The sequence below is a fragment of the Bacillus sp. UNC322MFChir4.1 genome, from assembly GCF_000746135.1.
GTDB lineage: Bacteria > Bacillota > Bacilli > Bacillales > Bacillaceae_G > Bacillus_A.
Genome location: NZ_JQKQ01000010.1, coordinates 82,789 through 105,628 on the forward strand (window position 1 = coordinate 82,789; position 22,840 = coordinate 105,628).

Annotated in this window: 18 protein-coding genes and 4 pseudogenes; 4 read left to right on the top strand and 18 right to left on the bottom strand. The window is 33.0% G+C overall.

Annotated features, from left to right (window positions below; genetic code table 11):
• Window positions 1-72 precede the first annotated feature (72 nt).
• Complete coding sequence (locus BR72_RS03480) at window positions 73-1,062, bottom strand: hypothetical protein (RefSeq protein ID WP_035430147.1); 990 nt, start codon at window positions 1,060-1,062, stop codon at window positions 73-75.
• Window positions 1,063-1,342: 280 nt separating this feature from the next.
• Here BR72_RS03480 and BR72_RS03485 point away from each other — a divergent pair, with 280 nt between their 5' ends.
• Both BR72_RS03485 and BR72_RS03490 read left to right on the top strand, forming a co-directional pair.
• Window positions 1,343-1,771, top strand: coding sequence for a hypothetical protein (locus tag BR72_RS03485; protein WP_035430150.1), 429 nt, complete (start codon window positions 1,343-1,345; stop codon window positions 1,769-1,771).
• A gap of 473 nt (window positions 1,772-2,244) precedes the next feature.
• Window positions 2,245-3,102 (top strand): annotated as a pseudogene (locus BR72_RS03490) (alpha/beta fold hydrolase).
• A gap of 239 nt (window positions 3,103-3,341) precedes the next feature.
• On the opposite strand, the gene BR72_RS03495 reads toward BR72_RS03490, so the two are convergent.
• The 8 genes and pseudogenes from BR72_RS03495 to BR72_RS25225 form a co-directional block, all read right to left on the bottom strand.
• Window positions 3,342-3,731 (bottom strand): GNAT family N-acetyltransferase, encoded by a 390-nt coding sequence (locus BR72_RS03495; RefSeq protein WP_331280385.1) that lies wholly within the window; start codon window positions 3,729-3,731, stop codon window positions 3,342-3,344.
• Between the two features lie 39 nt (window positions 3,732-3,770).
• Window positions 3,771-4,931 (bottom strand): annotated as a pseudogene (locus BR72_RS03500) (serine hydrolase domain-containing protein).
• Between the two features lie 615 nt (window positions 4,932-5,546).
• Window positions 5,547-6,116, bottom strand: a complete 570-nt coding sequence (locus BR72_RS03510; protein ID WP_035430154.1) for a dihydrofolate reductase family protein — start codon at window positions 6,114-6,116, stop codon at window positions 5,547-5,549.
• A gap of 179 nt (window positions 6,117-6,295) precedes the next feature.
• Window positions 6,296-6,898, bottom strand: a complete 603-nt coding sequence (locus BR72_RS24860) for an IS200/IS605 family accessory protein TnpB-related protein (RefSeq protein WP_051957207.1) — start codon at window positions 6,896-6,898, stop codon at window positions 6,296-6,298.
• 80 nt (window positions 6,899-6,978) lie between these two features.
• The gene (locus BR72_RS03520; RefSeq protein WP_051957208.1) at window positions 6,979-8,454 is read right to left on the bottom strand and encodes an IS200/IS605 family accessory protein TnpB-related protein; all 1,476 of its coding nucleotides are present in this window, start codon (window positions 8,452-8,454) and stop codon (window positions 6,979-6,981) included.
• Between the two features lie 346 nt (window positions 8,455-8,800).
• The gene (locus BR72_RS03525; RefSeq protein ID WP_035430156.1) at window positions 8,801-9,256 is read right to left on the bottom strand and encodes a putative iron-sulfur cluster-binding metallochaperone; all 456 of its coding nucleotides are present in this window, start codon (window positions 9,254-9,256) and stop codon (window positions 8,801-8,803) included.
• A 236-nt stretch (window positions 9,257-9,492) separates the two neighbouring features.
• Window positions 9,493-9,732: pseudogene (locus tag BR72_RS03530) on the bottom strand (BlaI/MecI/CopY family transcriptional regulator); the annotation flags it as partial.
• Between the two features lie 86 nt (window positions 9,733-9,818).
• The gene (locus BR72_RS25225) at window positions 9,819-9,953 is read right to left on the bottom strand and encodes a YuzL family protein (protein ID WP_081904772.1); all 135 of its coding nucleotides are present in this window, start codon (window positions 9,951-9,953) and stop codon (window positions 9,819-9,821) included.
• 190 nt (window positions 9,954-10,143) lie between these two features.
• Between BR72_RS25225 and BR72_RS03535 the strand changes: the two genes are divergently transcribed.
• Complete coding sequence (locus BR72_RS03535; RefSeq protein WP_035430159.1) at window positions 10,144-10,662, top strand: DinB family protein; 519 nt, start codon at window positions 10,144-10,146, stop codon at window positions 10,660-10,662.
• 327 nt (window positions 10,663-10,989) lie between these two features.
• On the opposite strand, the gene BR72_RS03540 is transcribed toward BR72_RS03535, so the two are convergent.
• The 8 genes and pseudogenes from BR72_RS03540 to BR72_RS26210 all read right to left on the bottom strand — a co-directional run.
• The gene (locus BR72_RS03540) at window positions 10,990-11,688 is read right to left on the bottom strand and encodes an SDR family oxidoreductase (RefSeq protein ID WP_035430161.1); all 699 of its coding nucleotides are present in this window, start codon (window positions 11,686-11,688) and stop codon (window positions 10,990-10,992) included.
• Window positions 11,689-12,133: 445 nt separating this feature from the next.
• Window positions 12,134-12,358, bottom strand: coding sequence for a hypothetical protein (locus BR72_RS03545; protein ID WP_035430164.1), 225 nt, complete (start codon window positions 12,356-12,358; stop codon window positions 12,134-12,136).
• A 34-nt stretch (window positions 12,359-12,392) separates the two neighbouring features.
• The gene (locus tag BR72_RS25230; RefSeq protein ID WP_420482269.1) at window positions 12,393-12,707 is read right to left on the bottom strand and encodes a DUF2085 domain-containing protein; all 315 of its coding nucleotides are present in this window, start codon (window positions 12,705-12,707) and stop codon (window positions 12,393-12,395) included.
• 91 nt (window positions 12,708-12,798) lie between these two features.
• Window positions 12,799-13,413, bottom strand: a complete 615-nt coding sequence (locus BR72_RS03550; protein WP_051957209.1) for a response regulator transcription factor — start codon at window positions 13,411-13,413, stop codon at window positions 12,799-12,801.
• Window positions 13,382-14,971, bottom strand: a complete 1,590-nt coding sequence (locus BR72_RS03555) for an ATP-binding protein (protein WP_035430169.1) — start codon at window positions 14,969-14,971, stop codon at window positions 13,382-13,384. Before BR72_RS03555 ends, BR72_RS03550 begins: the two co-directional genes overlap by 32 nt.
• 265 nt (window positions 14,972-15,236) lie before the next feature.
• Window positions 15,237-17,207, bottom strand: coding sequence for an ABC transporter permease (locus BR72_RS03560; protein WP_035430173.1), 1,971 nt, complete (start codon window positions 17,205-17,207; stop codon window positions 15,237-15,239).
• Window positions 17,208-17,230: 23 nt separating this feature from the next.
• Window positions 17,231-17,986: an ABC transporter ATP-binding protein gene (locus tag BR72_RS03565; RefSeq protein ID WP_035430176.1), complete on the bottom strand. Its 756-nt coding sequence runs from the start codon at window positions 17,984-17,986 to the stop codon at window positions 17,231-17,233.
• A 348-nt stretch (window positions 17,987-18,334) separates the two neighbouring features.
• Window positions 18,335-18,523 (bottom strand): annotated as a pseudogene (locus BR72_RS26210) (aminotransferase class V-fold PLP-dependent enzyme); the annotation flags it as partial.
• Between the two features lie 314 nt (window positions 18,524-18,837).
• On the opposite strand from BR72_RS26210, the gene BR72_RS03575 reads away from it, so the two are divergent.
• Complete coding sequence (locus BR72_RS03575) at window positions 18,838-20,238, top strand: protoporphyrinogen oxidase (RefSeq protein ID WP_035430179.1); 1,401 nt, start codon at window positions 18,838-18,840, stop codon at window positions 20,236-20,238.
• An 892-nt stretch (window positions 20,239-21,130) separates the two neighbouring features.
• Here BR72_RS03575 and BR72_RS03580 read toward each other — a convergent pair.
• On the bottom strand, window positions 21,131-22,597 hold the full coding sequence (locus tag BR72_RS03580; protein ID WP_035430182.1) for an aminoacyl-histidine dipeptidase: 1,467 nt from the start codon (window positions 22,595-22,597) through the stop codon (window positions 21,131-21,133).
• Between the last annotated feature and the right edge of the window lie 243 nt (window positions 22,598-22,840).

The following is a 22,840-nucleotide window of genomic DNA, read 5'->3' on the forward strand; positions in this document are numbered from 1 at the left end:
TTTTATTCTCGATAAAAACTATGTAATACTTTCTCGCTTAGCAAATACTTGGAGTAAATAAACAATATGTAATTATTTTTCACGAAAATATTCTTTCATATAATCTTCAACACTATTCCTTTTTTCCATATCTTCTGACGACATCCTCCCTTCCCACTTCGTACCTCCTTTGTAGGTCAAATTAATATTGAATTGTTTGTTATGTAGTTCTTCTTTAATCCAAGTGGCTACTTTGATTAAATCCTCGATTAAATTTGGGTTGTTTTTATATTGCAACATACCATCATTAAAATCTAAGGTTACATTATACGCTGGACAGTCCCCATTTTTTGTATATGAACAAGTAATTTCTTTGAATATAAATCTTTCATTTTGAATTTCTTTTATTTTGTCATGGACTTGTGTTTGAATTAAATATGTCCAGTAATCTGGTGATGCGTTTTTCATTGCTAATAGCAGTTCCTCTTTCGTTGGATTTTTTTGTATGTTTGTATAATAAAATCTAGTATACTCACCTGTATTGTCTTTTATATTAAGCTCTGCTATTTTTTTATTATTCCTTTGAATGAGTTGTAATAAAGCAAAGAAGCGATCTAATTCTGTCGATTCAAATTGACTGTAATCGATTTTATTATTCATTTTTAAAGTTAGTAGCAAATTATTGTTTAGGTATTCTTCAATATGATCAGTTATATATTGAATAGTATTTTCATCTTCAGGTTCCGAGAATCCTAACTTTTCGATTTCTTTCAGAATTGGTTTGAATTTTTCATATGCTTCATATGCATTTTTACCATCTTTGTATTCATCACCTATTATTGTAGAATAAAATAAACCATCTACTTCCACTCGAAATTGAATGTGTTTATTATCTTTTACTTGAACAGTATGATATACATGTCCCATATTCCCTGAATGTATTTCTTCCCAATCTGTTACAATAACATCAATCCCATATTTTTCTTTAAAGTATGTTTTTACCTCTTTTTCATTTTCATAGTTACAACCACTCAAAAATAAGAAACATACAGCTAACAATATTACGTTTTTAATTACTTTCAATATAAACGCCTCTTTATTATGAAGTTTTTCTTTATTAGATGTTAAGCTATAGCTACTATAGAGATGATTTCATTGATAAATAGAACCTCCTTCACTATTAAAATGCATATTCAAATTATACCATAGTAAAATTATTCTATATTTTCGTGTTATTTTTCTAACCCTCTTAGAATTCTTTAATCAAAAAGAAGCAAAACTGTACAATTTTTTTATAAACATCACGACTTTATTTCAAAACCACAATAAAATATATGTAAATGGACAATTGGAGATGGTAAATGTGAAATATTTTGTGTTTGAAGACGATGAATTAATGGGCGGATGGGAAGAGACATTATATGTTTTTGAACATACCAAAAGAAAAGATGAATACGCCAGTATCAAAACCCTGAAGGAGTTTGCAGTACAATGTCAATTCATTGAAGGGAGAAATAGACATTGGTTTTGGTATAAAGGGAAAAATGTTAAAGAAATGACCATGGAGGAGTATGAAGAAAAAATTAGAGAAGAACAAAAAGAATTAAAGGCAATATCCAAAGAAGAATTCATAAAAGTGAGAAACGAATATGCTCCTTTTATCAAACCTATTGAATTTCCTAGTGATGGAATCAGACTTGCTTATGCTTATGAACCAGAATGGAATAATGTATTTTTTGTTATGGAAACAGAAGAATGTTATTTTGCTGTATATTGGTCCACAAGCGCTTAAAAAAGATTTTATTTAAAATTTTTAGATGTTTCTCTTCTCTTTCAACTGTAATGCGTCCACCTTTCCATAGTCTAAAGAGAACCTTACATCAACCTTAAATCACTTATTTTGTATTAACCTCTTAACTAACAAATAAAGTTTGATAATTTATAATAAAGATGTTTACAAACATTATTCATATTATTCTATTAAAGATTTAGATCGTGAAATAAGTTTTAAAACATGTTAACGTGGACCGATAATCGCATTAAGGACAAGACATTTGTGATCATAGCAGATAGAGATGTGCTATTATTTGAAATAAGAAAAAATTCTTTATTTTAGGAGAGTGTAGGTCATGATTATTAAATTTATTCGTTTTCGTTAATTTAAGGTACAGTTCATTTATGCTCATTCATTCTTTAAAAACTTGTGAGTTTATTTGGGTGTACCTTTTTTTATTAACCAAATTCGAATGAAATGAGAAACTAATCATGAATGAAAAGATTTTTAAAATGAATGGAATTGATATATGTACAGAAAGTTTCGGTAATCCAGCCAATCCGGCAATCTTATTGATTATGGGAGCTATGTGTTCGATGGTTTATTGAGATGAAGAATTCTGCCAAAAAATAGCTGATAAAGGGAGATTTGTTATCCGATACGATAATAGGGACGTCGGACGTTCCATTGTATATGAACCTGGGACTTCTAACTATACTGTGGCAGACATGGCTGATGATGCTGTTGTTGGGGTACTTGATGCATATCATATTGACAAAGCACACATTTTCGGAATGTCATTGGGAGGTATGATTGCTCAAGTCGCAGCATTAAGACACCCACAAAGAATTTTAACTCTCACTTTAATGGCTTCGAGTATTTTTGGATCTGATGAAAACAGCCGGAATTTGCCTCCAATGGATGAAAAAATACTAGCTTACCATGCGAATGGAGCCACGCTGAATTGGTCGGATCAAGATTCAGTAGCACATTATTTAGTTGCAGGGTCAAGATTACTCTGTGGTTCAAAACATACATTTGATGAAAAGAGGGCTTATAAACCAGTAATTACAGAAATTAAACGAGCTAATAATCTCCTCAGCATGTTTAATCATGCACTTCTTAAAGGGGATGATTCCTACGAGGGGATGTTAACAAAAATCAACGTACCTGTTTTGGTTATTCATGGTACAGAAGATACAGTACTCCCATATGAGCATGGTCTAGCTCTTGCTAATGAAATTCCCAATTCATCATTATTGACTCTTGAAGGCTCAGGTCATGAAAATCACTTTGACGATTGGGATAGGATCATTAATGCTATTTCGGATCATACTTCTGTCTTGTAAGCACCACCGGATTCAAATAACTTAAATCCAAGAAAGGTTATAAACAAGTTTATAACCTTTCTTCAGAGTCCTATATTAATAGGACTCTATTCCTCATTATTTACCATACCAATTTTTAAATATATTTGTATATTATAATTTAGATATGTTTTATATTTAATTAAATTCATCTAAAAAACCCTTCCGTATTCTAAGAAAGAGATTTCCTATTCACACAATCCTTGTTATCAGTAGCTATTTTAATTTTTACTTAAAACAACACTTCTGTAGTTTGTAATTTCCCAATTGATATATTCAATGAAACGATATCCCTTATCACCATAATATTTAATAAGATGACTGGCTCCCTCAGCTGTATCTAATGCGAACTCCTCTATCCCTTCTTTTATTGCTAATTCTTCAACTAATTCCATCAACTTTCTTCCGATTCCCATTGATTGATAAGAAGGATGAATGCCAAACTGACCTATTGTTGCTACATTACCTTTATTATACCAATTGCATCCTTTGTTGTTCTCTGGTGAGTAATAAGAAATTGAACCAATAATTTTATTATCTCGAATAGCAACAAGGCATAATGCCTTGTTAATTCGTTCAAGAGTAATACTAGAATCCTGATGACTTGCCAGATAATTAAAACCTAAATTTTATCCGGTTTTCCTTTTTGCCTACTTGCTAAATTCAGCAAGTAAAATATTTTTAAAGTTAGCTTTACCCATACTGTTCATATTGACGGCCAACGTATGCTTACCTCCAAGTGTACCTCCAACAAGAGTAACAAACCCTGGAATGCTACCTGTGTGTCCCCATATCGAGACACCGTTTGGAAGCTTAGTTTCATAGATTCCAAGACCATATCCGCTGATTTCAGCACTTCCTGTAGGAACTGTAGTAAGCATTTGTTTTAATTGCTGTTCCTTCAGTAATTTGCCACTGAGTAAGTAAGAGAAGAATTTGTTTAAGTCGTCAGCAGTAGAAATCATATCTCCAGCCGGGCTAGCTATACTTGGGTTATAATAAGTAACGTCTTTCAGCTCACTTGCTCCGTCTGGTTGGACATATCCACGGACATGCTTGGTTCCTGGAATAACGCTTGAATTGCCAGGTAGGAACGTATTCGACAGCTCAAGCGGTTCAATAATCCGATTTTCAATCTCTTCCGCATAGCTGTTCCCGGTTACTTTTTCAATAAGGATACCCAGTAATACGTATCCTGTGTCTGAATAAGACCAGCCCTTTCCTGGGGCAAAGTCCGGAGGCAGAGAAATCCCGATCTTCACTATCTCTTCAGCGGTATATGTTTTTTTGGTATTCATCATATCAGCGTCTTTTGACCTTAAGTATTCAGCGATACCACTTGTATGGTTCAATATCTGCCGGATCGTAATCTGGTTACCATCATATCCGTTTCCTTGAATGACACCAGGCAACCATTTTTCGATGGAGTCGTCTAGATTCAGGCGGTTTTCTCCAGCTAATTGAAGTACAACTGTTGCAGTGAACGTCTTCGTCACGCTGCCGATGCGAAAGCGAAAATCTGTTTTCATTGGTTGCTTGGTGCTCAGATTCGCTACCCCAGCGGCATAACCCCACGTTTTTCCATCCTCGGAAGTTTTAGCGAGTATCCCCGGGATTCCAAGTTGCAATATATCACGCATTGCTTACTTGACGGAATTACGCTCTCGTTGAGTGCTTGTTTGTAACGAACTAGATACATTTTGAGTGGGCTCTGCTTTTACAATTGAGATTGGCATTGTGTATAGCAGGGAACTTCCAGCTATTAAAAGGGCCAGACTCGCAAATGTAATTTGACTACGTGTTTTCGGCATTCCTCTCCTCTATTCATATTGTATAGGTGGTTGCTTGCTGTTTCATACTAACCACACAGCTATCATCTCTACCAATTTGTTTTTCATATATACGTCATATCTGTTCCGCCTTTCACGCCTCGTTATATTTTTATCATACGCAATGAAACTTTCTTTTTCCTTACCCATTCCTTACAAATTACTTACGTTCAAAATAGTTAGGGGGGATATTAAAACCTTAGCTTGATCGCGATGTGATGCTATCCCTTAATCAAAATTGTAACGATAGGGAGAAATATAAATTCCCATATATTCCGCAATTGCAAGTTGCATTTGTGGAATATATGGGAATAAGTTTTAAAGAACTATGGAATGCAGTTTCAGAAAAAATATTTATCCATTCTACATACAAATCCACTTTGATTTTCCAACATATAAATCCCTGCTATGCGGAATACAACATGCCCTCCTACTGGCCTGCTCCTTTTGTTTTAAACATCGCACGTGGCAGAAAAAGGCCCTGACCGCTTCTATGCATGGCCAGTTGCTCTCGCCCACCTAAAAAAAGCGGGTTTACGTCGTGTTTTCAATTTGTATTTATATATTTCATGTTTATCTTTGGAATGTGCAACATTATTAATTCCCATTGAAATGATAGATTAGTTGCACAACGCCAGAGGAGAACGTTCTTGTATGAACCATTTTTAAATTCAACCTCTGTTTTATATCAATAAACAACGGTTTTCCTTCTCCCAAAATAACAGGGTGAACAGATAATCTAAATTCATCAACAAGCCCTAAATTGATAAAAGTTGTAATAAGACTCGCTCCGCCATAAAGCCAGATGTCTTTACCAGGCTTATTCTTTAGTTTATTTACTTCTTCAAAAATATTATCAGTTATGAATATTGCTTTATTATCAGTTCTTTTTTGCGTTTTGGAAAACACATATTTTTCTTTACTATGAACTAATTCCCAAATTTCTTTTTCAGTATCAGTATCTTCAATTTCTGGAGTAAATTGTCCCCATAAATCGTAGCTTTTTCTTCCATATAAAATAGTATCAATTTGATTTAAGAAATGAATAAACCCCATCTCAGAGTCCATGATGCACCAATCAACTTCCCCATTTTTCCCTTCAATAAAACCATCTAAAGTAACTGCTAAATCTAAAATGATTCTTCTTGCTCTTACGTTATGGGACATAATTCTTCCTTCCTTTCATTATTTAGATATTGTTTCTCCCGCCAGGTTTTTTATATTTTCATTATTTACAGCATTTATTTCTGATTGAACTATCCCCACCTAAAATCCTAACAGATTTTTGAGGAAGGGGATTCCCAAAAGGAACAACTAAGACAAAATGCTTAGAAGATCATACCCATTCAACAAGGTATGGGTTTTCTGCTTTCAAACTTAGACAAACCTTTTACTTCCAAGTCTGTAAGAGCTCCTGGAGGAAAAAGTTCGTTCACAGAACGAATCTTGTTATGGTTCGAAAGCTCCATCTGATAGAATGTGTGAACACGCAAATCAGACAGGATGCCAGACAACCACTTCCATTGCGCCCAATGATGCAGACCTACCATCTTCTCCGGTAATAGGGAATACAAAATTGGTGGAAGTTTTTCTTTAAACCCCATTGCTCTTCTAGCAATGACATAAGAAGCTGTTTGGTGAATGCTGATACCAAGACGTTTCATATATTTGATTTTACCAATTTGAGAAGTGTACGCTGGATTTACCTCAAATACTGCAACCCCCATCTTCTCAGCACGGCTTTTCATAGCCGAAATCATCTTTTTGTAAGCAAACATGCTCATCATCATGTTTGCTTTTTTATTGCCATAAGGGTTCTTAACCTTTGCTTTTGTTGTGTTTAATTTTTCTACAACAAGCGGTTTGTTTGCTTTTACAGCCATATCAACTAGTGCAATGACTTCTACTTCCATCATTTTCGCAACTTGTTCTGATGTTTTCCCTAACATATCAAAGGATAATACACCCGTTTTTATCAGTTGTCCTTGTTTATTAATGTTGGACCAAGCGAAGTGGTCAAAGTTACAGTCTATTCCAATGACACCATCGGATTTGCTGAAGTTCTTATTTTGGTCACACGCACACTTTGGTGAATGCTGATACCAAGACGTTTCATATATTTGATTTTACCAATTTGAGAAGTGTACGCTGGATTCACATCAAATACCGCTACACCCATCTTCTCAGCACGACTTTTCATAGCTGAAATCATCTTTTTATAAGCAAACATGCTCATCATCATATTTGCTTTTTTGTTGCCATAAGGGTTCTTAACCTTTGCTTTTGTTGTGTTTAGTTTTTCTACAACGATCGGTTTATTTGCTTTTACAGCAATATCAACGAATGCAATAGCTTCTGCTTCCATCATTTTCGTAATTTGTTCTGATGTTTTCCCTAAAATATCAAAGGATAATACACCCGTTTGTATGAGTTGTCCTTGTTTATTGATATTTGACCAAGCAAAGTGATCAAAATTGCAGTCTACTCCAATGACACCATCGGACTTGCTGAAGTTTTTATTTTGGTTCTCTTTAATATCTATTAAACATTTAAAAATGTAATACTCCCCGTGATCTTCAATTGCCCAACTGATTGGTTTTCCTGCCTTCTTTTTATCTTTGCAATTCCATTGATTTTGTACAGCTGCATTCACTTGTTCTTGTCCATACGGAAATGTAAGGTTGGGAATTTCAACTGCAACACTGTTTGGGGTTGTAAAGTGTAAAGATTGTGATTCCGTATTATATGTAAAAACAAAGTTTCCTGATTTCGCGTCTTTTCGACCTGAAATCAACATTTGATTGTAACGAGCTTTTTCAAAATCCTGCACCCAAAGTGTATGATTTTGAACATAAGTATCTACAGTATGTTGTGCTTTGAATAATTTTTTACTCCCAAATACAACAGAAGCAACATTATTTTTTAAACTATGAAGTAGTTTTTGTAGTCTATCTAGCCGAAATGCAAGGCTACCTAAACGAGAACGAAGTGTTTGAATACGTACATCTAAATATTCATGCTCAAATTGATAGGCATGATAGTAAATATCTGTTTTCTCTTTAAATTGCACAACAAAATATTGTCCCCTTTGTTGTTCTTTGGACGTTTTATTGAACGTTGGCTTCCCTTTGATAAACGATGTTTTTATTTTATTCAGCACTGTCAAATCTGACTTGGTTTTCTTTATCTTCTTTTTTACAGCTTTCATCTGTTCATTTTTATTTTCAATATACAATTTTTTCAATTCTGTCTGAGAAGAAAACAGTGCATTGGCTTCCTGCACAGCACTATTTGCATAATAATCATTCAGACTAAAACGTGATTTCACAGTCATTTGCATACTATCAGAACGTCTGGAGGTACCAGAACGTTTTTCTAACACTTGCGTTTGAAAAGCGAAATGCTTCGCACGGTTAAATACGAAAAGAGCATGTCCAATCGCTTCAACATATTTGGGATTCAGTGCATTCTTATAGATACGAATTGAAAAATATGCTTTTTTCATTGGACACACTCCTTTCTTGTTTTGTATACACAAAGTATACCAAATAAGAACGTATGTTTCTATTCATATACTAAAAAAAACAAAAAAAGCGATTCATCCCCCACCTACCGTTGCGCGCTTGAGGTAGGGGTCTTCTCGCCAGATATGATAAAGTTACTGATGTTATTAAACTAAACTAACCTGCCCACAAATATTAGCTCAACAGCCCGACATGAAAATTATAGCTGTTAACCTTATCGATTCTGAATAAACAAAAATAGCTAGAATTGAGGTAGATAACTACTACAAGTTCTAGCTATTTTTTTTGCTTTATTTACATCACTACTGTTAGCGGAAGTTAATCATATTATTTTTCAACTTGCTTTATAAACGCAGATACGTTTCCTAAACAACAAGATCCTTGAGGGTTATTTACCTCGCATCCACAACGATTTGCTTGAATATGCATTGATATATCTTGTACCGCTTGGCTTTTTCCGGTTTGCTTTATTTCTTCACAAATACGTGCTCGTGTCCAATTAAAACAGTAACAAGCAGGCACATCTTCTTCTATATCTTTTTGAAAAACAGGAACCTTAAGATCGTTTTTGGTAAATACTTGCTGTTCTTCATTAAAGTACACTACATTACATTCTTGCTCTGAACAAAAATAGTATGTTTTATCTGACTCCAATCGAGTGAGCGCACTAGCATTCAGCATGCTTTTTAATGTAATCAACTTGATTTGTTTTCCTTTCGTTTTGGATAAAGGACAAACAACATCGCTAGTTACACTTTTCGAAGTACCGCAGCAGTCTCCCATTTTATATAGAACCTCCTTTCTTCAGCACTCAAAAATATTTCAGTTTTATTTAATTAAAAAACTTCAGCTATTAAACTTTAAACAAATTACACCATATCATTATTCATACGTAATTTTAAGGTTTTCTACTTTATACCCCTCTGCTAAAGCATGAAAATTGGAGTTTGATTTTTGAAGAGAAGCTTTTGCTAAAAATAATGTACCTGCCTTACCATTGACTTCTATTTTATCTACCAAGTTTCTACTTGTAAATAATGATCTTGAGACACAAAAGGAGTATATGTATACATTTTTCCGATTTCTTGATGAGCCGATATCGCTTCTTTTTGCACCAATCTGTTAATTAGCGTTCGAATTGTTTTTGGACTCCAATCCATTTCCCCTTCAAGATCCTTAATAATTTCATTTGCTGTTTGAGGCGCCTTTGACCAAAGAACTTTCATTATTTCCAACTCAACTTTAGATATTTTAGGCATGAAAACAAGTGCAATTTTCATCTTAAAATTGCACTTGTTTAACATAAATAAAGCTTTCACAACAACAAAAAAATAACAAATTATAATTAACTACGTTTTTGTCTCTTATTTGATGAAGGAACTTCAACGGAACCTGTTTCACGCGTAGTCGTCCCTTGACCTTCAACTTGTGAAGAGCCAAGACCTGCTCTAGAAGGATCCTGCTTAATTTTTCGACCCACTTTGCTCACCTCCAACGTTACTTTTTGCTTTGAGGCGTGAAACTATGCAGAACATAGTAATAGATTGCCTTTCCTTTTCATAAACTGCTTTTTCATAGTTTCTAACAGGAAAGTCATAAACGTTGGTTGTATATATAAAGTGAGCGATTTCTTTATAATTTGAATTCAACTGAAACTGGAGGGATTTTCAATGAAACATCATGTCTTACAAGCGTATGATTATCACGTTTGGGCAAACAAAAGGCTATTTGAACACTTAACAACATTACCAGCAGACGTTTGGTCTACAGAAATACAAAGTGTATTCCCTTCTATTTCACAAACGTTTATACATATATATATTGCTGATACAATCTGGCTAGGTACTTTATTAGGAAAACCTTTTACTGAAGTAAAAACATCAGCAATTCATCTTTCAGAAAAAATAAAAGATACAACTATTCAGGAAATGGAACAGCTATTTTTAACTTTATCTGAAGAATATCAAACATTTTTCATCCGTGAAGAGAACTTAGAGAGAGCCATTTCACCTGAACACCCTCACTTTGGACGATTAGACACGAATGTCTTTGAATTGATTCAACATGTTGTGAATCATGGGACATATCATCGCGGAAATATAACGGCAATGTTAAGACAGTTAGGTTATACAGGAACTTCGACTGATTATATTTTTTACTTGTATGCAATGAATGGGGCAAATAAATAAATTTTATTTTTTATAAACAGAAATATATAAGAAGCTATTGTAGCAAAAGCATCTAAACGCTTATAAATGAAAATATGAATTCTAAATACGGACAGCATGAAGAAGACAATTATTCATCAATGATGGATAATTGTCTTCTTGTTATATTAAAACTTTTTCAGTGCTCTCGTTACATATTAATATCCTAAAGAAGTTGTGTATTACTAGCAGTACAAACGAGTGATTAAAAAAACAAATGCATGTAATCCCCGTTAAACTTCTCTAACAAGAACGCCCCATATCAAATTAAAAATATATTCACAGCTATCAGTCGTAAACTTAGTAAACCTATGGGCAAGTAAGGGATTTCCCATTATCATTTGATGTAATGCTAAGCATATACGGTACAGCGACATGTGACCAAGCCTCAGCTGTTGGAGAACTCGATATATACTCTGGTGCACATGATTGTAACATCGAAGTATGAATGCCTCCGCCTGGATCTAGTGCAACTACTGCCAGTTCTTTCGGTAATTCTAGTGCCATTGATTGAGTCAAACCCTCTATAGCAAACTTGGAAGCGCAATACGGTGCAAGTTCTGCCTCACCGGAACGTCCCCAACTTGAACTAATATTGATTATGATGCCTCGTTTATTATGAATCATAGCTGGTATAAATGACCGGATCACATTAACTACACCATTCACATTGATATTCATAACATTTGCAAATTCTTCCGAAGAAATAGTCCAAAGCGTCGCATTTTTATTTACAATAGAGGCATTATTAATTAGTAAATCTGGTGCACCGTATTGCTGAAGAATATATTCTCCCCAAGCTTTAACAGCCTTATCATCCGAAACATCAATGGATTGAAAATCATGTTTGTTGTCAAAATGTCTCTTGATTTGTTCTATCTTACTTTTGGAACGACCACATCCAACAATCAACCAACCTAGTTCAGAAAAACGGTCAATTAATGACCGACCTAATCCTTGTGTTACCCCAGTGATTACTACAAGTTTTTTATTATTTTCTCTATCCAATTGGTTTCTCTCTCCCTTCCAACATTTTGATTCTTAAATTTATTTTACATTTTTTCAATTAATGATACTTGCTACATATTGACTAGATTTTTTACAACTTTAGTAGCAGAATAAATATTTCCATAAACCGGAAATTCTTTTTGAAAGTCGCTATCCTTAAGACGGAACAATAAAAACTATCTCAAAAGTCCCTATCATTATCTTCTTTATTTATTTGAAACACTTCCCAATATCGATTTAAACAATAAAGAAGAAATTGATAAAGTCTTGCTGTGGTCAATGGATTTATCATCTAATTGCAGAGTACCGGAAAAAGTTAAGCAAACAAAAAATAACTCCAAAATTAACTTTTGTCGTATATTTTGGAGTTATTTTTTGTTTACGGTTCGCTAAGATGCGAACCTTTTTTTACATATAAATTATAAAAATCTAATTGAGAAAAAGATCAATCATTACAATCGCAGTCTAAGTCTGAGCATTCGCCACAGTCTAAAGGGCCATCGCCTGAATGTCTTTTTTGAGTCTTTCTTCTGAGATAAATACGTAATAATACTATGAGTATAAAACAAACAATAAAAGCTATTATAGCTTCTACATATTTTTCATGAATAATAAAACCGATGCCGCTGCCACCGGATATGACAATGAGAAGGGAATAGATCCAAAACATATAAAATACCTCCTACTATTTAAATAAAACGATTCTAAGAGATTATCCAACTAATACTTGATGAGATTAGCAATGCCATACCATTTCCACTTAGAAACCCAGTTGAAACTCTTAGTACGTTTGTGCTACTTCTCCATCCCCATTTTTGGGTGAACCCATCTATTAACAATGGAACTTGCGCAAAAAAAGATAAAGCTAATACGAGAATAAAAGTATGTGAGATCAAAAAATAAATCGGAAACAAAAGAAAACCTAAAAGTATACCAGTACAACGTGCACATAAAGGTATATATTTTTGTAGTGAATGATAACTCCTTTCAGGCTTTCTATGGCAAGGAATTTGTGAAATATAACTATGTAACAATAATGAACACCTCTCTCTCTTTATCCTGCCTTTAGTATATAAAAAATGCTTACTTTGTAAGGGGACAAAACTACTTTTAATAATTAGGCTGAATATACCCTAATTTTATTCCCTTCGTTACAGCTTCTAACGAAGATGTGACATTCAACTTATCAAATAAGTGTTGAATATGATTTGAAACAGTGCGTTCACTTACAAATAAAATAGAAGAAATTTCTTTACGCTTATATCCATCACATAATAATTGTAAAATTTGTTTTTCACTATTAGTTAATTCCTCAACATAGTCCGTAGACATTGGAAAGTAGGAAATACCATTATTAATCTCAATTAAAATCTGCAACAACTTATCTGGCATAATGTTTTTATTTATAAAACCTCTTACACCAATTTTTTGAGCTTCATACCGGTAAACAGGCAAATCATAGCCTGTTAATATAACTATTTTCGTGTCACATTTGCTTTCTAAAATATGTTTTGCTACACCTAAACCATCTTCATTACTGATGTTACTTAAATTAATATCTATTAATGTGATGTTTGGCTTAAACTCATTAATGAATGCAATAACCTGTTCAATATTTTGTAATGAGTAAAAATGATCTATTTCAGAATAATCTTCCAAGGCTATCTCTAAACTTCTTGCAAATAAAGCGTGATCATCTATTAATAAAATATTCATAGGAATCATCTCCTTTCATAGGAATAAGAATAGCAACACATAAACCAGAAGGATTACATTCTGAAATTGTCATTTTACCGTTTACTAAAAACAACTGTTCCTTAATAGAATTCAATCCTCTATGGTCATTAGAAATCTGCTTTTCATTAACCATTAAGCCTATACCATTATCTTTTACTATAAGCTCTATTTCGTCATTTTCTTGTTTCAAACTCACAACTAGCTTTGAACATTTAGAATGCTTGAATGCATTTGTTACCAATTCTTTTAAAATTCTGTATGTAACAAGCTGATAGGGTTCAACTAAAAATAAATTTTCACTACAATGAAAAGTGATATCAATATTTTTCATTCTATTTTTATGCTGCACCATTTCAAGTAAATTACTATAATTTTCTTTTAATGTTAGTGTCTTTAATAGTGTTGGATAGTACTCTTCCATTTGTACTCGTATAGACAAATTTAAGTGATCCAACGTTTTTACTATGATTTCATGAATCTCCTCTTTGTTAGATTTATTCATCATATTTTTTACAGCTAATATATCTTGCAAAATTTCATCATGCAAATAATTAGAAAAATCACGTTTCAACTTTTCCTCTTTCGCTATCTGTACAAGATTATGAGCATAAAAGCTTTCTGACATGATTTTTGGTTCTTCTGTTTCTGAATTTAAGATACTTTTTTTTATGTCTTTATATAATAGCGTGAAATGAAACAGAACAAACGAAAAAATCGTATGTATAATGATGAAATAGGCAATCATATTCAACCTAAATAATAGTCCAAGTGAAATTATACAAACAAGAAGAAAGAAAAGGATCAGTCCCCTTTTACCTCCCTTTAAAAGAAAATATCGCTTCATAAATCTATGATTTTTAAAAGCAATCGCATGAATACTAAATAAAGGGAAAAGGATCATGAAATACCACCCTAGATTACTTAAATATTCAGGGTTGTCTGCAAAAAATATGGCGTATCCAATAAAGAAAAAAATTAGAACAGCAAAAGATTTAAGTAAATGATTTTTTTCGCTTTTTAAGATAAACATGATTCGTCCTCGATGTTTCAAAAGTAAGAAAAAAATACAAATAAAACTTAAAACAAATTGAGATAAAAATAGAATGGCGAACATTTTATCGTTTATCAATTTCGCAACCAATGTCAATAAACATGTAATCTGTAAAATCCAGTCTTTTTCTTTTTTATACATATAAGTAGAATCTTGAAAAAAGAAATAGAGAAAAAACTGTGCTGTCTGATATAGAATCACTACGCTAAATAGCGTACTTAACGTATAAAAAATTTGTGTTTCACTAAGTGTGAATAAAAACTGCCATGAAGTAAGGATTAGCAAATTAGAAAACTTCCATAGGGTACTATTTTCTTTCATGTTTACAAATCCAATGTAAGCTCCGTAAATAACCAAAATCGTTATAAGTGTCAATGGAAGCAACTTTGCTGTTCCTACAATATTATTTTGCGAAAATTCATAGCATAAAAAAATAATCATACACAGTTGGTTAATTAAGATAAGAAATTGCTTTTGCTCATAATACTTTTTCATAAACTCACTTACCTTTACTAGTACTAGCTTAAATACATATAAAGCTAATGCTTGTTTACTATCATTAGCCTTATATATATCAATTTTAATTTTTCGACATATAAGTTTCCGCTATGCAGAATACAACATACCCGCTACTTGCATGCTCCTTTTGTTTTTAAACCGTGCATGTGGCAGAAAAAGGCCTTGACCGCTTCTATGCATGGCCAGATGCTCTTGCCCATCTAAAATGTCGGTTTTTAAATTTGTATTTATATAGGAATTTTTACTTTTTATTGTCAAAGATAATTTTATAACATGCTCGCTTTGTTAACAAATAATAAATGATATATACCAAAGTGAAAATAATTACTGCAAAAAGAATAGGCAGTATAAAGGCACTGTTTTTTCCTAATAAGTCATCCATTAAAGCCGCTTTGTAAGCTATCAGTGCAAAAATACTATGTGCTAACCCTAATACGTAGGGGATGCTAAATAACGTAAGAACTTCTTTACTTATTATTCTTTTTATCTTTTTCTTGTTATATCCCATTCTTTTTAAAATGATAAATTCATTTTTGTTTGATATCATGCTCGAAAGGTTATGGAAGTAGAGAATACTACCCGTTGCAATAAAAAAGATGATCGTAACAAAACTAATGAGCAAGAATGTTGAACTATTCTGCTGAATAAGGTAATCATTTTTTTGATAACTACTTGTAAAATAAATATTATTTTTAAATAGTGGAGCTACATTTTCATAAACTTTCTTATTATCCCTCATATCTGCTCCATTAAAGCTCATCATCGTTGTTTCTTTATGCTCTAAGGTTTTTATCTCTTTATATAGTTGATCTGAAATGACAAGTGTTCCTACACTATTTGCAAATCCGATTGAATTGAGTAAAGTAGTGTCTTTTACTTTTATATCCACGTTATTTGCATTTGTTAAGTTTAAAGTATATATATTCCCTTTATCTAGCCTTTCTTTGTCAGGTCGATATTTTACTAAAATACTTTCACTTTTAGCTAAATTCTCAAAGTCTACATTTTTACCCTGAATATGTATTAATTCTTTATAATCCGACTCGGAAATAAGATCAAATCCATGTTCTTTCTTTGCACTATATTCTTTAGGTAAATGGTCAGAAGAGGATGTTACATGAATAATAGTTGTTTCTTTATATTTCATATTTTCTTTACCAACAGTATCTTGTACAATTTTAATTGCTTTAGCGGCCAATTGTTTATCTTCCACTGGAAACTCGATAGCTGACGGTATGATTCGTTCCGTAGCAGCAACAGGATAGTAGAGAGTTAGTAAAGTAGAGCCGAATATAGCCAACGTTCCTGCAACTAATAAAGTTAACAAAATTAACGTTTTTGCCTTCGAACGGATTTTAAATATAAAATTTGGAATAACAATAATATTGGCTTCCTTATAAAACCAGCTTTTCTTTTTCTTCAATTTTTGAATAACATATGGTAAAAAAGAGTGAATAAAGAAAATGGTCCCTACTATTACACTTAACATTGTTAAAAGTGCAATTGGTGAAAATCCTATTGTTTTCCAGAATGATTTCATCCCTCTTGTAATATCAATAGCAAAGAAATAACCAATTAGTATCAAGAATAATCCAAGGAATGAGAAAGCTGTATTGATTCTCATCTGCTTTTCTTCCTTTTTTTCCATACGTACCAAAGTCAGTAAGGAACTTTTCCTAAGAATGATCCAGTTCGATAAAAATAAAGCAGTCAAAACGACAAATATAAAAACAAACGTGAATAGTACTGCCCCAGAATGAATAAGTGGCACTTCAGAAGTATCAATTTGTAATTTTAGTGCTCTGACTATCACTGCGACAATCCCTTTATGAGCAATCGCGCCAAAAGCGATTCCTACAATTAGAGCAGCAAAACAAATTATAATATTTTCAAAAGTTAATAGTTTTAGCATTGTTGATTTTCGATATCCCAAGAGTGAATAAATACCAAGTTCTTTCATTCTTTTTTTCATAAAAAAAGTATTGGAGTATGACATATAGAATAGTACAAATGTCATAACAAAGATTCCCACCGTTCTTGACATGATTTCAACCCTACCATCAGACGAAATCTTTTCCATGATTATATTGTTCATGGAAAAAGAAATAAAGGCGAAAAACACCATCAGCACAAAAGCTACTGAAACGAAATAAAACGAATAGAAGGAAAAATTATTCTTCAGATTCTTTTTTGCTATTGTTAATAATCCCACAGTCATGCCTTCCTTTCATACTCTTAGTTATATCGATTTTCATCAATTTTAGTGATTTCCTTTACTATCTCTTCAAAAAAAGCTTTTCTCCCTTTTCCATTTCTTCTCAATTCTTTTATGATATTTCCATCTTTAAATATTAGTATTCTACTTGAAAAACTTGCTGCATAAGCATCATGGGTTACCATTAAAATCGTTGTATGAAGTTCCTCATTTACCTCTCTTAATTTCTGAAGTAGCTCAGTTGCAGAGTTTGAATCTAATGCGCCTGTCGGTTCATCTGCAAATAAAATACTTGGCTGTTTCGCAATCGCTCTTGCTGCTGCAACCCTTTGTTTTTGTCCCCCTGAAAGTTGACTAGGATACTTAGATAATTGTTCGAATATTCCAAACCACTTTGCTAAACTATGTATAGATGATTCAATTTCTTCTGGGGATTTATGTAATAAAGTAAGTGGTACAGCAATATTTTCCTTTACTGTTAAACTATCGAGTAAGAAATACTCTTGAAAAATAAAACCTAAATGATCTTTCCGAAAATCTGCAGATTTATTATCATTAAGTTTTTTAATATCGATGCCCTTTATCAAAACATCTCCATCTGTAGGCGTATCGATAGTTGATAGGATATTTAATAAAGTTGTCTTTCCAGATCCAGAGGCCCCCATAATACCAACAAATTCACCTGATTCAATATCAAAAGATACTTTATTAAGTCCAGGTAATTGATTCTTGTTATAAATCTTTGTCACATTTTTTGCAGATAATAGTGCATTCATTATATTTGCTCCTTTCAATTTTTATTTACATGTTAAGTTTATTCTTCAATATACAAAAAAACATGAGTAAAAAACGCAATTTTCTATTATAAAACGAAAAACTGCAGTTGAATTCTTACTCATAAAAAAAGGCTGTCCACAAGCCAGTTACACCGACTTATGAGACAACCCTTTTTCCATCTCAAACCTATTTAAATCAACGACTTTGTTTCCCGCAATACTTCAATAAAATACTCCAGTTATTCACAACGGAAAGAATGCTTACATGCTTATCTAGGTGTGAACGTGAAACATATCTGGTCCGAGTGAAATCGCATCTAGTTCTGGAATTTTCTCCATTATCATGTTTTAGAATGTTACCGCACTTTCCAATTCTTCTAAACACCTTTTGAAATACTGTAACATACTGCGGATTTCTCTTACTTTATAATGATTCATACAAGCTATTTGAATCCAATTTCGCTCTTGTAAATAAGCAGATTCATAATGCAAAACATAGCCTTGCAGCGCAAACATATCTCCTAGTTGTTGCGAAGAAATGCAATCGTAACATTCAACATTAGAAAAACTTTGTTTGCCAATGAGGAACTTTGTTAGTTTATTATTAAATTTATATCATAAGCCGGTTTTAAGAAACTTGTTCATTTATTAAGTTAAAACAAGTGTAGCTTTGAAATCAATAAAGATGTTAAAAAAGAAAGTCTTTTAATTTACAAGAGAAATTAAAAGTGTTCGTATATATTGTCTAATTTTTTACAGACTGCGTAAGCTGCTAGTCGAGAAAGCTAACTTTTGGGTATAATAATAAAGAAATTTATCAATTTATAGTGTCGGTTAGGAGCTCAGTAGATATGAATACAGTTGTTGTCGTAGGTGGAGGTATTACGGGACTCTCTACTATGTTTTACTTAGAAAGATTAAAAAAGGATTACAATATAGATTTAAAATTGATCCTTGTTGAAAAAGAGGCATATTTAGGCGGGAAAATTCACAGTGTAAAAGAAAATGATTTCATTATGGAAACAGGAGCAGATTCAATTGTTGCTCGAAATGAAAATGTGATGCCCTTTGTAAAAGAACTGAATCTAGAAGATGATATGGTATATAACGAAACTGGTATTTCTTACATTTATTCAGAGAATACGTTACATCCTATTCCCGCTGATACAGTGTTTGGAATCCCTACAAGTGTAGAGTCGTTGTTTAACAGTACGTTAGTCTCAACGAAAGGGAAAATTATTGCATTGAAAGATTTTATTACTAAAAACAAAGGCTTTACGAAAGATACGTCACTTGCTTTATTTTTAGAAAGCTTTTTAGGAAAAGAGTTAGTTGAGAAGCAAATTTCTCCTGTCCTTTCAGGGGTATATTCTGGTAAATTAAATGAACTTACAATGGCATCTACATTACCATATTTACTTGACTATAAAAATAAATACGGCAGTATTATTAAAGGGTTTGAAGTGAACAAAAAACAATTCCAGGCAACTGGAAATAAAAAGTTTATATCGTTCAAAGGAGGACTCTCTACGATCGTTAATCGGTTAGAAGAGGTGTTGACTGAGACGGAAATACGAAAAGGAGTAACAACGACGAATGTAAGTAGAGTCGGTAATGGATATGAAATTTCTTTTTCGAATCAAGAGAAACTAAAAGCGGATTACATTGTTTTAGCTGCTCCTCACGATATTGCACAAGCAGTATTAAATTCTGCCGAATTAAACAGTGATTTCAATAAATTCAAAAATTCATCTCTTATTAGTATTTATTTAGGATTTGAAATACCTGATAATCAATTACCGGCAGATGGGACAGGCTTTATTGTTTCAGAAAATGGTAATTTATATTGTGATGCTTGTACATGGACAAGTAGGAAATGGAAGCATACATCAAAAAAACAAAACTTATTAGTAAGAATGTTTTATAAAAGTTCAAATCCAGCGTATGAAAAGATTAAAAATAATAGTAAAGAAGAATTCATTCAAGTTGCTTTATCTGATATTAAAAAAAGTCTTGGAATTCAGGGTGAGCCGCAGATTGTTGAAGTTACAAACTGGAAAGACTTAATGCCAAATTATCATTTAGAACATAATCAGGCAGTTCAATCTTTGAATGAGAAATTGTCAGCTGCTTTTCCAAATGTTTACTTAGCTGGTGCTTCATATTATGGTGTAGGTATTGGAGCTTGCATAGGGAATGGAAAGAATACGGCAGATAAGATTATGAAAGCATTACATAATTGTTCGGAGTAATGCTACATTTATCCCGCTATTCGCGGGCAGTAATACTCCCACCTCAAAATTCGGCGAAAACATTGTTCAGCTCTAGCGGCTAGAATCTTCGGTCGTTCCCCCCCTCGGACGAGGCAAAAAGCGCCTCTCTGCCCTAGGCTCCAACGTCCTGCGATTCTGAGCAAGCCGCTTCTGCTTTTCTGAAGAAGTTAGGCGGGAGATAAACTGCCCGTAAAAACCCGATTGGTGAGGGTTGATAATCAGTAGGGGATGAAGAACCCCCACTGATTAAAGTTTCACTTTATATTTTTGATGAAATTCTCCTCTAGTATAAGAGGAGAATTTCGTACGTTGTTGTACCTATATAAATCTATTTTAATTTTTCGACATCTAAATCCCTGCTATGCAGAATAAAAAGTGACCTACACCTCTTTCTGTTTTTACTTCGCATGTGGCAGAAAAAGGCCCCTAATCGCTTCTATGCATGGCCAAATGCTCTCTCCCACCTAAAAAGAGGAGTTTTATGTCGGTTTTTTAATTGATGTATATATCTTACTATTTAACTTTGATTAAGGTTTCTACATGTGTATTTTTATTTTCTTTAATTGTTAAAGTAACATTTCCAGCTTCTTTAAATGAGTAAGGAGAAATTCGATACACTTCTTTTATTTTATATTTCTTATCGATTTCTTTTGTTGATGTATTTGTTATTAAGGATATATGTAAACGTCAAGTAACTCCAAAATATACGACAAAAGTTGATTTTGAAGTACTCTTTTATATTTCTTTTTTTATTATTTTATGTAATTTTTAATACGGTATGTGAAATTAAAAAGAGATTTTGTGTAATTACTGCAGCAAACAAAAGAGATGCTTTCAATGAATAAGCATCTCTTTTCCCTCTTAAATATGTTTAAACTAACGACTTCGTTTCACGTAATACTTCAATAAAATACTCCCAATTGTTCACTACAGAAGGAATGCTCACATGCTCATCTGGTGTATGAACATGGAACATATCTGGTCCAAGTGAAATCGCATCTAGTCCTGGAATTTTCTCCATAAATACACCGCACTCAATTCCAGCATGAACTGCAAAAATCTCTACATCTGTGCCATATTTTTCTTTATGCACCTTTTCAAACAAGTTGCGAATTGAAGAATTTGGATTGTATGGCCATTCTGGATACTCAGATTCTTTTTCAAACTGCGCTCCGACTACTTCTGCGATATGCTTAATTTCATTTACAATTTGTTGTTTTAAGCTTTTCACAGAACTTCTTACTTCGTTTCTTAATTTAATTTCATTATGTAACATCTCAACAACGCCTAAGTTTGTTGAACTTTCCACTAATTCTTTTATTTCCATACTCATACTTTGAATACCGTTAGGGATTAAGAATAATGAAGAAATAAGTTGTTTTTGCGTTTCTTTAGCAAAAACATTTTCAACTTTTTCTTCTAATTTCGTAAGTAAAACATGTACATCTGGATCTACAGCGCGTAGTTCTTCTTGTAAAATGCTTGTCCACTCTTTCACTTTCTCTTCTACTTTTTGTACATCACTTTCAGAAAGTAAAATTGTTGCTGCACTTTCACGCGGGATTGCATTCATTTTTAATCCGCCATGAACGTCACTCATAGAAAATGCAATTTCATTGGATAAATCATAAAGGACTCTACCTAAAATCTTATTGGCATTTCCTCTTTGCTTATCAATTTCCAAACCAGAATGTCCACCTTTTAATCCACCAACAAAAAGACGATACGGGAATACGTTAGCTGGCGTTTCTTCCCAAACAATAGATATTGTTTCAACTGCTTTCGCGCCGCCCGCACTACTTACTAATAATTTATGATCTTCCTCTGAATCAATATTAATAAAGATTTTACCGCTAAAATGGCTAGGGTCAACAGCAAAAGCGCCGCCCATCGTTGTCTCTTCTTCTGTCGTAATCACGACTTCAAGAGCAGGATGTGGAATATCGGTTGCATCTAATAAAGATAATGCATAGGCAACCGCAATCCCATTATCTGCACCTAATGTTGTTTGATTTGCATACAGCATATCCCCGTCAATGCGTAATTGAATTGGATCTTTCTCAAAGTCATGAACCGTTGCTTGGTTCTTTTCACATACCATATCCATATGCCCTTGAATAATAATCGTTGGCACATTCTCATATCCAGCTGTTGCTGGCTTTTTCATAATGACATTTAGTGCGTGATCTTGTACAACTTCTAAATTTCTCTCTTGCGCAAATTTAACTAAATAATCACTAATTTCTTTCTCATTTCCCGATCCTCTTGGAATCTTTGAAATTTCTGCAAAATGATGAAATACAGGGTGCTTAATTAATTCCTCTAAATTGTTATACATCTGCTTCTCCTCTTTTCAGTTATGATAAAATAACAACTTTATATAAGTATTGTACCATTTCCAATCGATATATAAGCTATTTTCTTATCGTTTTATAGCGAAAAGTGAAAATAAGACCTAAACTGAAAAGCGGACTACAAAAGGAGTTTAGCGGAAGGTTATGATAAAGTTTATGATGTCATAACAGTAGTGCCTTTTTTTGTCCCTTAAAAATTTTCAAGTAATAAAAATAAACCCTTCCCT

Bases quoted from the DNA above. Each gene is read 5' to 3' on its own strand.
- BR72_RS03510 (WP_035430154.1), bottom strand. From the start codon at position 6,116: ATGTCCCATAACGTAAGAGCAAGAAGAATCATTTTAGATTTAGCAGTT.
- BR72_RS24860 (WP_051957207.1), bottom strand. From the start codon at position 6,898: ATGTTAGGGAAAACATCAGAACAAGTTGCGAAAATGATGGAAGTAGAA.
- BR72_RS03520 (WP_051957208.1), bottom strand. From the start codon at position 8,454: ATGAAAAAAGCATATTTTTCAATTCGTATCTATAAGAATGCACTGAAT.
- BR72_RS03525 (WP_035430156.1), bottom strand. From the start codon at position 9,256: ATGGGAGACTGCTGCGGTACTTCGAAAAGTGTAACTAGCGATGTTGTT.
- BR72_RS03535 (WP_035430159.1), top strand. From the start codon at position 10,144: ATGAAACATCATGTCTTACAAGCGTATGATTATCACGTTTGGGCAAAC.
- BR72_RS03545 (WP_035430164.1), bottom strand. From the start codon at position 12,358: ATGTTTTGGATCTATTCCCTTCTCATTGTCATATCCGGTGGCAGCGGC.
- BR72_RS03550 (WP_051957209.1), bottom strand. From the start codon at position 13,413: ATGATTCCTATGAATATTTTATTAATAGATGATCACGCTTTATTTGCA.
- BR72_RS03555 (WP_035430169.1), bottom strand. From the start codon at position 14,971: ATGAAAAAGTATTATGAGCAAAAGCAATTTCTTATCTTAATTAACCAA.
- BR72_RS03565 (WP_035430176.1), bottom strand. From the start codon at position 17,986: ATGAATGCACTATTATCTGCAAAAAATGTGACAAAGATTTATAACAAG.
- BR72_RS03575 (WP_035430179.1), top strand. From the start codon at position 18,838: ATGAATACAGTTGTTGTCGTAGGTGGAGGTATTACGGGACTCTCTACT.
- BR72_RS03580 (WP_035430182.1), bottom strand. From the start codon at position 22,597: ATGTATAACAATTTAGAGGAATTAATTAAGCACCCTGTATTTCATCAT.